General features: G+C 67.4%; 13 protein-coding genes. 7 read left to right on the top strand and 6 right to left on the bottom strand.

Annotated elements, in window-relative coordinates; genetic code table 11:
- Positions 1-134 precede the first annotated feature (134 nt).
- The 4 genes from ccmE to CDV49_RS06535 form a co-directional block, all read right to left on the bottom strand.
- Entirely contained in the window at positions 135-581 is a 447-nt protein-coding gene (gene ccmE, locus CDV49_RS06550) for a cytochrome c maturation protein CcmE (RefSeq protein WP_088214767.1), read from the bottom strand.
- A 9-nt stretch (positions 582-590) separates the two neighbouring features.
- Positions 591-1619 carry an N-acetyl-gamma-glutamyl-phosphate reductase gene (gene argC, locus CDV49_RS06545; protein ID WP_088214766.1) on the bottom strand — a complete coding sequence of 343 codons (1029 nt, stop codon included), beginning with the start codon at positions 1617-1619 and terminating at the stop codon, positions 591-593.
- A 92-nt stretch (positions 1620-1711) separates the two neighbouring features.
- Positions 1712-2338, bottom strand: coding sequence for a hypothetical protein (locus tag CDV49_RS20425; RefSeq protein ID WP_088214765.1), 627 nt, complete (start codon positions 2336-2338; stop codon positions 1712-1714).
- Between the two features lie 104 nt (positions 2339-2442).
- Positions 2443-3255, bottom strand: a complete 813-nt coding sequence (locus tag CDV49_RS06535) for a glutamate racemase (protein ID WP_088214764.1) — start codon at positions 3253-3255, stop codon at positions 2443-2445.
- 252 nt (positions 3256-3507) lie between these two features.
- Between CDV49_RS06535 and CDV49_RS06530 the strand changes: the two genes are divergently transcribed.
- A complete protein-coding gene (locus tag CDV49_RS06530; protein ID WP_035744132.1) occupies positions 3508-4416 on the top strand; it encodes a LysR family transcriptional regulator in 909 nt (302 codons plus the stop codon).
- A gap of 27 nt (positions 4417-4443) precedes the next feature.
- Here the strand turns inward: CDV49_RS06530 and CDV49_RS06525 are convergent, their stop codons facing one another.
- On the bottom strand, positions 4444-4737 hold the full coding sequence (locus CDV49_RS06525) for a hypothetical protein (RefSeq protein WP_088214763.1): 294 nt from the start codon (positions 4735-4737) through the stop codon (positions 4444-4446).
- A 27-nt stretch (positions 4738-4764) separates the two neighbouring features.
- On the opposite strand from CDV49_RS06525, the gene purL reads away from it, so the two are divergent.
- From purL to CDV49_RS06505, 4 genes are all read left to right on the top strand, one after another.
- Complete coding sequence (gene purL / locus CDV49_RS06520; RefSeq protein WP_088214762.1) at positions 4765-6927, top strand: phosphoribosylformylglycinamidine synthase subunit PurL; 2163 nt, start codon at positions 4765-4767, stop codon at positions 6925-6927.
- 131 nt (positions 6928-7058) lie between these two features.
- Positions 7059-7301, top strand: a complete 243-nt coding sequence (locus tag CDV49_RS06515) for a BolA/IbaG family iron-sulfur metabolism protein (RefSeq protein ID WP_088214761.1) — start codon at positions 7059-7061, stop codon at positions 7299-7301.
- A 45-nt stretch (positions 7302-7346) separates the two neighbouring features.
- On the top strand, positions 7347-7724 hold the full coding sequence (gene grxD / locus CDV49_RS06510) for a Grx4 family monothiol glutaredoxin (protein ID WP_088214760.1): 378 nt from the start codon (positions 7347-7349) through the stop codon (positions 7722-7724).
- Positions 7721-8368, top strand: a complete 648-nt coding sequence (locus CDV49_RS06505; RefSeq protein WP_088214759.1) for a bifunctional 4-hydroxy-2-oxoglutarate aldolase/2-dehydro-3-deoxy-phosphogluconate aldolase — start codon at positions 7721-7723, stop codon at positions 8366-8368. The genes grxD and CDV49_RS06505 overlap by 4 nt, the downstream gene beginning before the upstream one ends.
- 502 nt (positions 8369-8870) lie before the next feature.
- Here the strand turns inward: CDV49_RS06505 and CDV49_RS06500 are convergent.
- Positions 8871-10097, bottom strand: coding sequence for a UbiH/UbiF/VisC/COQ6 family ubiquinone biosynthesis hydroxylase (locus CDV49_RS06500; protein ID WP_088214758.1), 1227 nt, complete (start codon positions 10095-10097; stop codon positions 8871-8873).
- 127 nt (positions 10098-10224) lie between these two features.
- Here CDV49_RS06500 and CDV49_RS06495 point away from each other — a divergent pair, with 127 nt between their 5' ends.
- Together CDV49_RS06495 and CDV49_RS06490 are read left to right on the top strand one after the other, a co-directional pair.
- Complete coding sequence (locus CDV49_RS06495) at positions 10225-11562, top strand: amidase (protein WP_256947264.1); 1338 nt, start codon at positions 10225-10227, stop codon at positions 11560-11562.
- A 130-nt stretch (positions 11563-11692) separates the two neighbouring features.
- Positions 11693-12874 (top strand): aminotransferase class I/II-fold pyridoxal phosphate-dependent enzyme, encoded by a 1182-nt coding sequence (locus tag CDV49_RS06490; protein WP_088214757.1) that lies wholly within the window; start codon positions 11693-11695, stop codon positions 12872-12874.
- The last annotated feature ends 6 nt before the right edge of the window (positions 12875-12880 follow it).

Here is a 12880-nt window from a genome sequence, read left to right as displayed (position 1 = left end):
GTCAATGGTCCGGCAGGGTCAATGCCGGTGCAGGGGAAGGTTGCGATGGAGGGGAAGCAGGGCCGATCGTCGGGCAGGCAGGTCCGGCCAGACCAGACCCGCTGAAGTCGGTACGCGCCCGACCCTCCGATGGGTCAGCTCGCGCCCGGATCCTTGTAAACGCCCTGTTCCTTGAGGGCGTCCACGACCTCTTTCGGCATATAGGTCTCGTCGTGCTTGGCGAGGATTTCGCTCGCCTCGAAGACACCGCCGACAAGCCTGCCCATGCCGACCATGCCCTCATCCTCGCCGAACAGGTCTGGAAGGACGCCGGTGAATGTCACGGGCACCGAAGCGCCGCCATCCGTGACGCGGAAGCTCACCGTCGTGCCCTCCCCCCGGATGAGGCTGCCCTTTTCCACCAGACCACCGATGCGGAACACCTCGCTGGGGCCGGGCGGCGCCTCCACCACCTGACTGGGCGAGCGGAAGAAGTTGATCCCGTCACGCATCGCGTAACCGATCATGGCGGTGGAGAGCGCCAGCGCCACCACCGCTACGAGGATCACCTGAATCCTGCGCTTTTTTTTCAGCCCCCTCATCCGGCCCCCTTACGGGAAGACGGGAGCCAGTGTCAGCCCCGCCGTCTCCTCCACTCCCAGCATCAGGTTCGCATTCTGGATCGCCTGACCAGACGACCCCTTGGCAAGGTTGTCAAGCGCCGCGACGACCATGGCGCGGCCGGGAATGCGGTCGCCGATCACGCCGATATGGACATAGTTGCTGCCGCGCACATGCCGGGTGGAGGGCAAGGTGCCGAAGGGCAGCACGTGCAGGAACGGCTCCGCCGCATAACGCTCCGCCAGCGCCCGGTGCACCGCCTGCGGATCGCCCTTCACATAGACATTGGCGAGGATGCCGCGGTTCATCGGCAGCAGATGCGGCGTGAACTGCACCCGGACCGGGCGGCCCGCGGCCTTGGAGAATTCCTGATCGAACTCGCCCAGATGGCGATGTGTGCCACCCGCGGAATAGGGATGCGCGCCTTCGGACAATTCCGCGTGAAGGTTCGGCTCCTTCAGGCTGCGCCCGGCGCCGGAGACGCCTGCCTTCAGGTCGATCAGGATATCGTCAAGGTCGATCACCCCGGCCTCGATCAGCGGGCGGAGCGCATACTGGCCGGTCGCGGCGTTGCAGCCGGTGCCTGCGACGAGACGCGCCCCCCGGATGTCGTCACGGTAGAATTCGGTGAGGCCATAGACGGCCTCCTTCTGAAGCTCTACGGCGGCATGCGGCTTGCCATACCATTTCTCGTATTCCGCCGGATCGCGAAGCCGGAAATCGGCGGAAAGATCGACGATCTTCAGATCGCGCGGAAGCGCGCTGATGACGGCCTGCGACGTGGCATGGGGCAGCGCACAGAAGCACAGGTCCACCTTCGCGAAATCCACATCCTCGATCTTTTCCAGATCGGGCAGGCTCATGTGGCGCAGGAAGGGGAACACGTCGCCCATGGACATGCCGGCCTTTCGGTCGCCGGTGAGCGCGGCGATACGCAGCTCGGGATGCGTGGCGATCAGGCGGACAAGTTCCGCTCCGGTGTAGCCGGACGCACCAAGGATGGCGACGGAAAGGGTCATCGGACGGGTTCCCTCTTGCATGGACGATCGGGGCCGGACACTCCCGACCGGCCCCTTCAGCGGCCCCCTTTTCGACCGCGCCACCCCCAAGGTCAAGAAGCCGCTGCGTCGCGCCTCCGGCGAAGTGCGAAAAGGCCACCCGCGCCTAGCACGGAGCCGAGCAGCGCGAGGCCCGCCGGAAGCGGAACGGCGGCGGGAACCTCCACCTGAACGCGACCCGTCGTGGGGGCCATCAGCCCGTTGATCGCATAGTCCATCGCGCCGTGGGTGTTGTAGAGCGCGAGGTAGAGCGTGCCCTCGAACGCCTCGTCCAGCGAGAGATGAAGGAGGCGGTCCGCCTGCTGGTTCCAGTCTATCTGGACGGTGCCGAGCGTCGCCCCGGACCAGCCCCATGGAAACCCCGTCAGCGAGTACATCAGCGTGGACCCGGCGGAGTAGGAATAGCCCATGCGCGACCCGGCCGAAAAGCTGATCGTCAACTCACGCGGGCCGGCGGGCAGATCGAAGCGGAACATGTCGTAGCCGTCGCCCGTCGTGCCCGTGACCCCGGACACGCCCGAGATGATGCTGGGGCTTGACCAGTCGTGGCTGAACATCCCGACATCGGCTTCGCTCAAGGTCGCGGCTGCAGCCGGACAGGCCAGAAATCCCCCCGCCGCGGCGAGGCAGAAAAGGCGGTGGACCGCCCTTGAGGTGAAACGCCCTGAGGTGAAACGCATCGTCGATCCCCTGTGATGGAAGCCAGGAAGATCGTCCCGGCCACGCGAAGGCGCAAGGGGCGAGACAGGGAATATCTATTCGATATTAATGGGTTAATGACCCGTTACGCGGCCTCGAACTCAAGACGGCGTCGGAGGAACTGGGTGGCCTTGTGGGAGACGGCGACGGGATCGCCCGTGGTCAGGAAGCGTGGAATCCCGCCCCTGCCCCGCATGTCGGCATGGCGGGAGAGATAATCGGCGAGACTTTCCGCCACGATGTCGGCCTGTGAATAGACCTTCACTTCCGGCCCCAGCGCCTCGCGGAACACGCGCTCCAGAAGCGGATAGTGGGTGCAGCCGAGGATGGCGGCCTGCGGGCGCGGCATGCGGCGTTTGAGCGCCTCCACATGGGAATGGACGAGCGCCTCCGCCAGCATCTCGTCCCCCTGCTCGATCGCGTCCACGACACCGGCGCAGGGCTGGGCTTCCACATCCACACCGATGGCGCGAAAGGCCAGTTCGCGCTGAAACGCGCGGGAGGAGACTGTGGCAGGCGTGGCGAACAGCGCGACGTGCTGCACGGCCACCTCCCTCGGGGGGGAGTTGTCGCCCCATTGCCGCTCCGTCAGCGCCTCGATCAGCGGCACGAAGACGCCCAGCACCCGCTTGTCGGCAGGCATCCATGTCTCCTGCATCCGGCGGAGCGCGGCGGCGGACGCGGTGTTGCAGGCGAGAATCACCAGATCGCAGCCCTCCTCCCACAGCCGCTCCACGGACCGGCAGGTCAGGTTGAAGATGTCGTCCGGCGTCCGCACGCCGTAGGGCGCATGGGCATTGTCACCGAGATAGACGAAAGGAACATCCGGCAGGCGGCGGGCCACGGCGTCGAGCACGGTCAGGCCGCCAAGCCCCGAATCAAACACTCCGACCGCCATTCCCACACCTCCGACTCGCAGACCCACTGCTTAAGCGGATGGGTGGGGAAAATCCATCGGCGCCATTTCGCTGCGATGCAGCATCGTTGTCCGCCACAATGCGCCGAAAATGCGGGCATATACGCCGCAGAGTGGCAGATGAACGCTCCGCCGCGCCACTTTGGCGGCGAAAGACGCTGCGACGCGGCTTGCACCTGTTGCATGGCTGGCATTCGATTTTATATGGGACCTGTCAGAACGAGGGCGTGAAAAATGGACTGGGACAAGCTGCGCATCTTCCACGCGGTGGCCGATGCGGGAAGCCTTACCCATGCGGGCGAGACGTTGCACCTGAGCCAGTCTGCGGTGAGCCGTCAGATCCGCGCGCTTGAGGAGAGCCTCAACGCCACCCTGTTCCACCGCCATGCGCGCGGCCTGATCCTCACCGAACAGGGGGAACTGCTGTTCGAGGCCACCGATGCGATGGTCAAGCGGCTGGACGCCGCCGCCGCCCGGATCCGGGATTCCTCGGACGAGGTATATGGCGAGCTGCGGGTGACGACCACGACCGGGTTCGGCACCATCTGGCTCGCGCCGCGGCTGGCCGCGCTCTATGACAAGTATCCCGATCTGAAGATCGACCTGATCCTTGAGGAGCGCGTTCTTGACCTGCCGATGCGGGAGGCCGACGTGGCCATCCGCCTGAAGGAGCCGACGCAGGCCGACCTCATCCGCAAGCGGCTGATGAGCGTGAACATCCGCCTTTACGCCAGCCCGGAATATCTGGAGAAGCACGGCACGCCCACGCAGCTATCGGAGCTGAAGGAGCATCGGCTCATCTGCCAGAGCGCGTCCACCCCGCAGGTCACGGCGGGCAAGAACCTCATCCAGATGCTCACCACCTATGAGCCCGGCGCGACGCTGCACGTGAACAACTACTTCGGGGTGCTTCAGGCGGTGCGCAACAACCTCGGCATCGGGGTGCTGCCGCATTACGTGGTCGAATCGGACCCTTCGCTCGTGCGGGTGCTGCCCGATGTGGACAGCGGCGAGGTGCCGGTCTTTCTCGCCTATCCCGAGGAGCTTCGCCATTCCAAGCGGGTCGCCGCGTTCCGGGATTTCGTGCTGGAGGAGATTTTCCAGCATCGCAAGAAGCTTCAGGAAGAGGAAATCGATGCCTGAAGATGCCTGCCATACCCATGACACATGTCAGGGTTGCAGGATGCGCAGGGCTCCCGGCCTTGATACCCCGGCGTGCGGGGCATAGATGATCTCTCGAAGGCGCGGCAGTTTCTGCTGTTCCTTTACCTCCCTGTTGGACTTGGGCCGAGCTTTTGCTCGGCCTTTTTTTTGGTTTTCGCCCGTCTTGCGCCGCAACGCCGAAGAATAGGGCAGCCGGACCTGCCCCTGCACGAAATCCCGCCGCTTCCTGCATGGCCGCCCCTGCATTCCCACCTTTCCGGCGGGGGTGTCATCGCTTAAGGAAGCGCCCATATCTTCCATCCCCGCCAAATCTCCCGGAGACCGCCAATGGACGAGCCCAAGATCACTCCCGACCTGATCGCCGCGCACGGGCTGAAGCCGGACGAATACGACAGCATCCTCGAGATCATCGGCCGCGCGCCGACCTTCACGGAGCTGGGCATCTTCTCCGCCATGTGGAACGAGCACTGCTCCTACAAGTCGTCGAAGAAATGGCTCCGCACGCTGCCGACCACCGGCCCGCAGGTGATCTGCGGCCCCGGAGAGAACGCGGGCGTGGTGGACATCGGCGATGGTCAGGCCGTGGTCTTCAAGATGGAGAGCCACAACCACCCGTCCTACATCGAGCCCTATCAGGGTGCGGCGACCGGCGTAGGCGGTATCCTGCGCGATGTCTTCACCATGGGCGCGCGCCCCATCGCGGCGATGAACGCGCTCTCCTTCGGCGAACCCTCGCATCCCAAGACCGCGCATCTGGTCAAGGGCGTGGTGGAAGGTGTCGGCGGCTACGGCAATGCCTTCGGCGTGCCGACGGTGGGCGGAGAGGTGCGGTTCCACCGCGCCTACAACGGCAACTGCCTGGTCAACGCCTTTGCCGCCGGGCTGGCTGATGCGGACAAGATCTTCTACTCCGCCGCCTCCGGCGTGGGGATGCCGGTCGTCTATCTGGGCGCGAAGACCGGGCGCGACGGGGTTGGCGGCGCCACCATGGCCAGCGCGGAATTCGACGACACGATCGAGGAAAAGCGCCCCACCGTGCAGGTCGGCGACCCCTTCACCGAAAAGCGCCTGCTGGAAGCCTGTCTCGAACTGATGAAGACCGGCGCTGTCATCTCCATTCAGGACATGGGTGCGGCGGGGCTGACCTGCTCGGCGGTGGAGATGGGCGACAAGGGTGGCCTCGGCATCCGGCTGACGCTGGACGCCGTGCCGCAGCGCGAAGCCAACATGACCGCCTACGAGATGATGCTGTCGGAATCTCAGGAACGGATGCTCATGGTGCTGCTCCCCGAGAAGGAAGCGGAGGCGAAGGCGATCTTCGACAAATGGGATCTCGACTTCGCCATCGTGGGCGAGACGATCCCGGAGGACCGCTTCCTCATCCTGCACGGCAACGAGGTGAAGGCGGACCTGCCGCTCTCCAAACTCGCCTCCTCCGCGCCGGAATACGACCGTCCCTGGGTGGCGACGCCTGCCGCCGCGCCGCTGGGCGACTTGCCCGACATCGACCCCATCGAGGGGCTGAAGGCGCTCATCGGCTCGCCCAACCATGCCCGCAAGCAGTGGGTATGGGAGCAATATGACAGCATGGTCATGGCCGATACCGTCCGCTCCCCCGGCCTCGGTGCCGGCGTGGTGCGGGTGCATGGCACGCAGAAGGCGCTGGCCTTCACCTCCGACGTGACGCCGCGCTACGTGAAGGCGAACCCGGTGGAGGGTGGACGGCAGGCGGTGGCGGAAGCCTGGCGGAACCTGACGGCGACCGGCGCCCTGCCGCTCGCCGCGACAGACAACCTGAACTTCGGCAACCCGGAGAAGCCGGAGATCATGGGCCAGTTCGTCGGCGCGATCCGCGGCATCGGCGAGGCCTGCCGTGCACTCGACTTCCCCATCGTCTCGGGCAACGTGTCGCTTTACAACGAAACCGACGGGACGGGGATCCTGCCGACGCCCACCATCGGCGCGGTCGGGCTGATCGACGATGTGGCGAACCTGATCGCGGGCCCCCCTGCCGAGGGCATGGTCGCCGTTCTGATCGGCGAGACGGCGGGGCATCTCGGCCAGTCCGCGCTGGCGGTGGAAGCGTTCGGCATAGAGGCCGGCGACGCGCCGCCGGTCGATCTCGTGGCGGAGCGGCGGAACGGTGATTTTCTCCGGGCGAACCGCGCGCTGGTGACGGCGGCCTCCGACCTGTCGGACGGTGGTCTGGCCCTCTCCGCCTTCGAGATGGCGGAGGCCGCGGGCGTGGGTCTGGCGCTGGAGACGGCGGAGATCCCGGCGCTGTTCGGCGAGGATCAGGCGCGCTACCTGCTCGCCTGCACCGATGAGGCTGCCGATGCGCTGCTTCACGCAGCGACAGCCGCAGGCGTTCCGGCCGAGCGGGTCGGCCGCTTCACGGGCAGCGAGTTCCGCATGGGCCATTCGGCAGCCCCGCTAACGGAGCTTTCCGCCCTTTACCGCTCCGCTTTCGAAAAGGCCGTCGCTGCCTGAGGCTGCTGCCTGAAGCCATCGCCGAGGCCATCCGGCCCAGGCTATCTGCCCATCCCCGCTGGCCAAAGCTTGCAGGCCGGGGGTGGGCGGATTACATCTTGGAAAACGGAAACAGGACGACGAGCCCCTTCATGCCGATGGAAGCCCAGGATATCGAAAACCTGCTGCGGGAAACGTTCCCCGAAGCCAGGATCGCGATCACCGATCTCGCCGGTGACGGGAACCATTTCGCGGCGGAGGTGATCGACGAGAGCTTTCGCGGGCTGAACCGCGTCCAGCAGCAACGCGCGGTCTATGCTGCGCTGAAGGGCCGGATGGACGGGGCGCATGGCGAGCTTCACGCGCTGGCGCTGACGACCAAGGCACCGGACTGATCTTGCGGGCACAGGCCCGCCCAACCCCTAGCTATGAGGACCGAGATGAGCGACACAGCCTCCTCCCCCGTTCAGGACCAGATCCGCAATCTGGTCGACAGCCATGACGTCGTGCTCTTCATGAAGGGGACGAAGTCGATGCCGCAATGCGGGTTCTCCTCCCGCGTCGCGGGTGTGCTGAACTACATGGGCATCGACTATACCGACGTGAATGTACTGGCAGAGGCGGACATCCGTCAGGGGATCAAGGATTTCTCCGACTGGCCGACCATCCCGCAGCTTTACGTGAAGGGTGAGTTCGTCGGCGGCTGCGATATCGTGACGGAGATGACCCTGTCGGGCGAGCTTGACCAGCTTCTCACCGCCAAGGGGGTTGCCTTCGATCAGGAGGCCGCCGACCGCATCCGCGAGGCCAACGGTTGAGCCTTTCGCCCGCCGAGGCCAGCCGCCGGACACTGGAAATCTGCCGGAGCGCGCCTGTCATCCCGGTCATCCTGATCGAGAATGCGGCCACCGCCGTTCCGATGGCGGAGGCACTGGTCGCAGGCGGCCTCCCGGTGCTGGAGGTGACGCTGCGCACCCCCGCGGCGCTGGATGCGATCCGCGCGATGGCGAAGGTGCAGGGCGGGATCGTCGGCGCGGGCACCCTGCTCCGCCGGGAGGATGTGTTGCGGGCCAAGGACGCGGGCGCGACCTTCGGGGTGTCTCCCGGCGCGACGGACAGCATCCTTGAGGCTTGCGAGGAAGCGGAACTGCCGCTCCTCCCCGGCGCCTCCACGGCGAGCGAGGTCATGGCCCTGCTGGAGCGCGGCTATACCACGATGAAGTTCTTCCCTGCGGAACCCGCCGGTGGCGTTCCCTTCCTCAAATCGCTCGCCTCGCCTCTGCCTGCCGCGCATTTCTGCCCGACGGGCGGCATCACCCCGGCCAACCTGCCCCGTTATCTCGAACTGCCGAACGTGGTCTGCTGCGGGGGAAGCTGGGTCGTTCCGGCCGACAAGGTGGCTGCTGGCGACTGGGCGGGGATAGAAGCTTTGGCGAGGGCCGCCGCGCATCCTTCGGTCTGACGCCGCTGCCGGAAGCGGGCCGGGCGACAGGGTCCGGCTACACCGGCGCGGCGCACTGTTCGGCCGCGGTGGATGCCACGCGCGATCTCCTTCCCCTCGACTGTTCCGCCACAGCAGATGGGACGGTCGCTCCCCGGACCCTCGCCTCGGCCGTTCGGTTACAGCGGAGGGCGCAGCCGAACCCCGGACGCCCTCCTTGCCCTCGACCGTTCCGCCACCACGGGACACCGCGGCCGCACCCCGGGACGCCCTCCTTTCCAGTCACAGTGGATGGCACGGTCGCGCCCCGAACGCTCTTCCTCGCCTCGACCGTTCCGCCACAGCGGACGGCGCGGTCGCCCCCCGGACCCTGGCCTCGGCCGTTCGGTTACAGCGGATGGCGCAGCCGAACTCCGGACGCTCTCTTTCCCCTCGGCCGTTCCGCCACAGCGGATGGCAAGGCCGCACCCCAGACGCTTCCTCCTCGACGCTTCCTCCTCTCGGATGAAGTATCAGACGGGCATCATGCCGGAAGGCCGCGAAGCAGGCGGGGCGTTTCGCCACCCAGACCTGCCGCTTCACGCATGAAGGCGCGGCGGAGGGGCGGGAGTGCCTGAACCATGCCCATTCCCGCCCCGCGCATGGCGGATAGCAGCGGATTTCCGTTTGAAAACAACCGGTTCATCCCATCCATGCCAAGCGCCAGCGCCGTTGCATCGAACCGCCGCCAGCGTTCATAGCGTCTGAGCACCGGGAGCGTGCCCGGATCCTCGCCCCGCCGATGCGCTTCCGCCAGCACCTCGGCCAGCGCCGCGACATCGCGCAGCCCGATGTTCAACCCCTGACCCGCCAGCGGATGCACCCCATGCGCCGCGTCCCCCGCGAGTGCGAGGCGGGGGCGGACGTAGTGATCGGCGAGCGAAAGGCTCAGCGGATAGGAGAATCGCCCGCCCGCGAGCGCGATCTCCCCGAGAAAGTCTCCGAAGGCCGGGCGCAGGACTTCAAGGAAGGCGGCATCGTCCCGCGCCTTCAGCGCCTCGGCCTCCCGCGTGGGCAGGCTCCAGACGATGGAGGACCGATGTCCGCCCGGCAGGGGCAGGATGGCAAGCGGCCCGCCCGGCATGAAGAACTGATGCGCGGCGCCCTGATGGGGATGGTCATGCGTCACGGCACAGACCAGCGCGGTCTGATCGTAGGACCAGCCGCTGCGGTGGATGCCCGCCCGCTCCGCCACACCGCTCCGCCGCCCGTCGCAACCCACGGCCAGCCGCGCGGTGATCGTGGTGCCGGTGGACAGGGTGAGCGTGACCCCCGCCGGGCCGACCTCCTGATCTGTCACGGCGGTGTCGCTGATCCGCCGAATCGCGGGAGTGTCGCCCAGAACGGTGGAAAGGGCGGCCGACAGGTGGCGATCCTCCACCATCCAGCCCATCGGCCCGTCATCCAGTTCCGCATGGTCGAAATGCAGGAAGAAGGGCGCAGCGCCCTCTCCCGCGCGGCCCTGACTGGCAACGACGTCGAGGATCGGCTGGCTCTCCGCCACCTGCTCCCACACGCCAAGCACGGTCAGCAGCTTCTGCGATGCCGCGGCGAGCGAATAGGCCCGCCCGTCGAACCCCGCCTGTCCCCGCGCGCCCGCGGGGCCCGCATCGATCAGCGTCACGGAAAAGCCCGCCCCGGAAAGCGCGAGGGCGAGGGCCGGCCCGTTGAGGCCGCCGCCCACGATGGCGATGTCGCTGTCGATCTGCATGGTCCGTCCTTTCGCCCCGCCGCACGCATCGGGACACGGGTGGGAAACTAACGTTCCGGGCGGGATTGTCCATGCGGCAAGGGAGGGCTAGCCTCCCGCCGATTCATGGAACGGCGGGGATTGAGGGATGAACGAGGACTGGCTCTGGATGACGGCTGCCGATCTGGGACGCGGGATCGACGGCGGGCAGATCGACCCGCGAGAGGTGACGCGCGCCTATCTTGACGCCATCGCCGCCCATCCCGAACGCGACCGGATCTATGCCCGCGTCACCCCGGACCGTGCCATGGCGGAGGCGGAGGCCGCCTATGTGCGCCAGAAGGCGGGCCAGCGGCGCGGGTTGCTGGACGGTGTTCCGGTGTCCTGGAAAGACCTGTTCGACACGGCGGGCGTGGCGACGGAGGCAGGGTCCGCCCTTCTTGCGGGCCGCGTGCCGGACCGGGATGCGGAGGTGCTGATCGACGCGACGGAGGCGGGGCTGGCGTGCCTTGGCAAGACGCATATGTCGGAACTGGCATTCTCCGGGCTGGGCCTCAACCCGGTGACGGCGACGCCGCCCAATGCGAACGATCCGAAGGCGGTGCCGGGCGGGTCTTCCTCCGGGGCGGCGGCCTCCGTGGCCTTCGGTCTCGCCCCCGCGGCCATCGGGTCGGATACGGGCGGTTCGGTGCGGCTTCCGGCGGCCTGGAACGATCTCGTCGGCCTCAAGACCACGCATGGGCGGCTGTCGCTGCAAGGGGCCGTGCCGCTCTGCGAGACGCTGGATACCGTGGGGCCGCTCACCCGCTCGGTGGAGGATGCGGGGCTGATCCTCGCGGCGCTGGAGGGGCGCAGGCCCGCCGATCTGCGGGGCGCCACGCTGGAGGGAACGCGGTTCCTCGTGCTGGAGACGCTGGCTCTGGATGACGTGCGCGAGGCGCCCATGCGCGGGTTCGAGCACGGGCTGAAGGTGCTGGAGGCCGCGGGGGCGCGGATCGAGCGCGGCCGGATCCCGGAGGTGGCGGAAGCGGCCGCGCTCTCCGGCATCCTGTTCGCGACCGAAGCCTATGCGATCTGGCGCGAAGCCATCGAGGCCGCGCCGGACAAGATGTTTTCCCGGATTCTCGAACGGTTCCGGGGCGGCGCGAAGACCAATGGCGCGGATTACGTGGCCGCCATGCGCCGGCAGACCGCGCTGCGGAAACGCTGGCGGGAGGTGACGGCGGGCTACGACGCCGTGCTGACGCCGACCTCGCCCATCCTGCCGCCCGAGGCGGATCGGCTGATGAACGACAGCGATTATTACGTAACGGAGAACCTGCTCGCGCTCCGCAACACCCGGATCGGCAACATCTTCGGGCTGTCCGCGCTCACGCTGCCGACGGGCGTGCCCTCTGCCGGGCTGCAACTGCTCGGCCAGCCGATGGGGGAGGAGCGGCTGCTCCGCCTCGGCATCGCGGCGGAGGCGGCGCTCGCCCGCGCGTGACGCTTTCCGACCCCATGTCACACCCTCCGCGACAAGCCGCGGAGGGTGATGCGTTTTTCTGGACCGCCGTCCCGCTCCCGGCTATTGTCATGGCGAACGGGGCGCCACGACCCCGAGACGAGGCAGCAGTATGAAGTTTCCCGAGCGGTTCGCGGCTTTGCCGGAGTACGCCTTCCCGCGCCTGCGCGCGCTTCTCGACCATCATGCGGCCGGGGGAGAACCCGTGTCCATGACGATCGGTGAACCCACGCACCCCTTCCCCGACTGGGTGGGAGAGGTGCTCATGGCCAATCTGGCGGGCTTCAACCGCTATCCGCCGAACGAGGGCACGCCGGACCTGCGCGCCGCGATCTCCGGCTGGCTGGAGCGGCGTTATGGTGCGGTGCTCGACCCCGCGACGCAGATCTGCAACGTCAACGGCTCGCGGGAGGCGCTGTTCAATGCCTGCCTGGCCGTTTCGCCGGAGCAGAAGGACGGGCGGAGGCCGCTGGTGCTGATGCCGAACCCGTTCTATCAGGTCTATGCCGTGGCCGCCGTCGCCTCCGAGGCCGATCCGGTCTTTGTCCCCGCGACCGCCGCGACCGGCTTCCTGCCCGATTATGCCGCCCTTCCGGCGGAGACGCTGGACAGGGTAACGGTCGCCTATCTCTGCTCCCCCGCCAACCCGCAGGGTGCCGTCGCCTCGCTCGACTACTGGACGGAGCTGCTCGCGCTGGCCGAGAAGCACGATTTCAAGATCTTCGCCGACGAATGCTATTCTGAGATCTGGCGGACAGCGCCCCCGCCCGGCGCGCTGGAGGCACTGATGCGCACCGGGGCCGACCCGGAACGGCTGGTCGTGTTCAACTCCCTTTCCAAGCGGTCGAACCTGCCCGGAGCCCGCTCGGGCTTCGTCGCGGGGGGGCCCGAGACGATCGCGCGGATCAAGCAGCTCCGCAGCTACAACGGCGCGCCCGTGCCGCTGCCGCTGCAGGCCGTTTCGGCCCGTGCCTGGTCGGACGAGGTGCATGTGATCGCCAACCAGGCGCTTTACGCCGAGAAATACGCCCTCGCCGATGAGGTCTTTGCCGGGGCGCAGGGCTACCAGCCGCCAGAGGGCGGGTTCTTCCTGTGGCTCCCGGTGGATGATGGGGAGGCGGCGGCGCTCAAGCTCTGGACGCAGACGGGCGTCCGCGTGCTGCCGGGCGCCTATCTCAGCCGCGATACGGACGGCGGAAACCCGGGCAAGGGATACATCCGCGTGGCGCTGGTCGCGCCGAAGGACGAATTGCAGCGCGGCCTGATCCGGCTCCGCGACTGTCTCTACGGGTGAGGTGAG

Origin of the sequence: Haematobacter genomosp. 1, assembly GCF_002196855.1 — a bacterium.
Classification (GTDB): Bacteria; Pseudomonadota; Alphaproteobacteria; order Rhodobacterales; family Rhodobacteraceae; genus Haematobacter.
The sequence above is the reverse complement of the archived record's forward strand: the minus strand, read 5'-3'. Positions and strand labels throughout refer to the sequence as shown.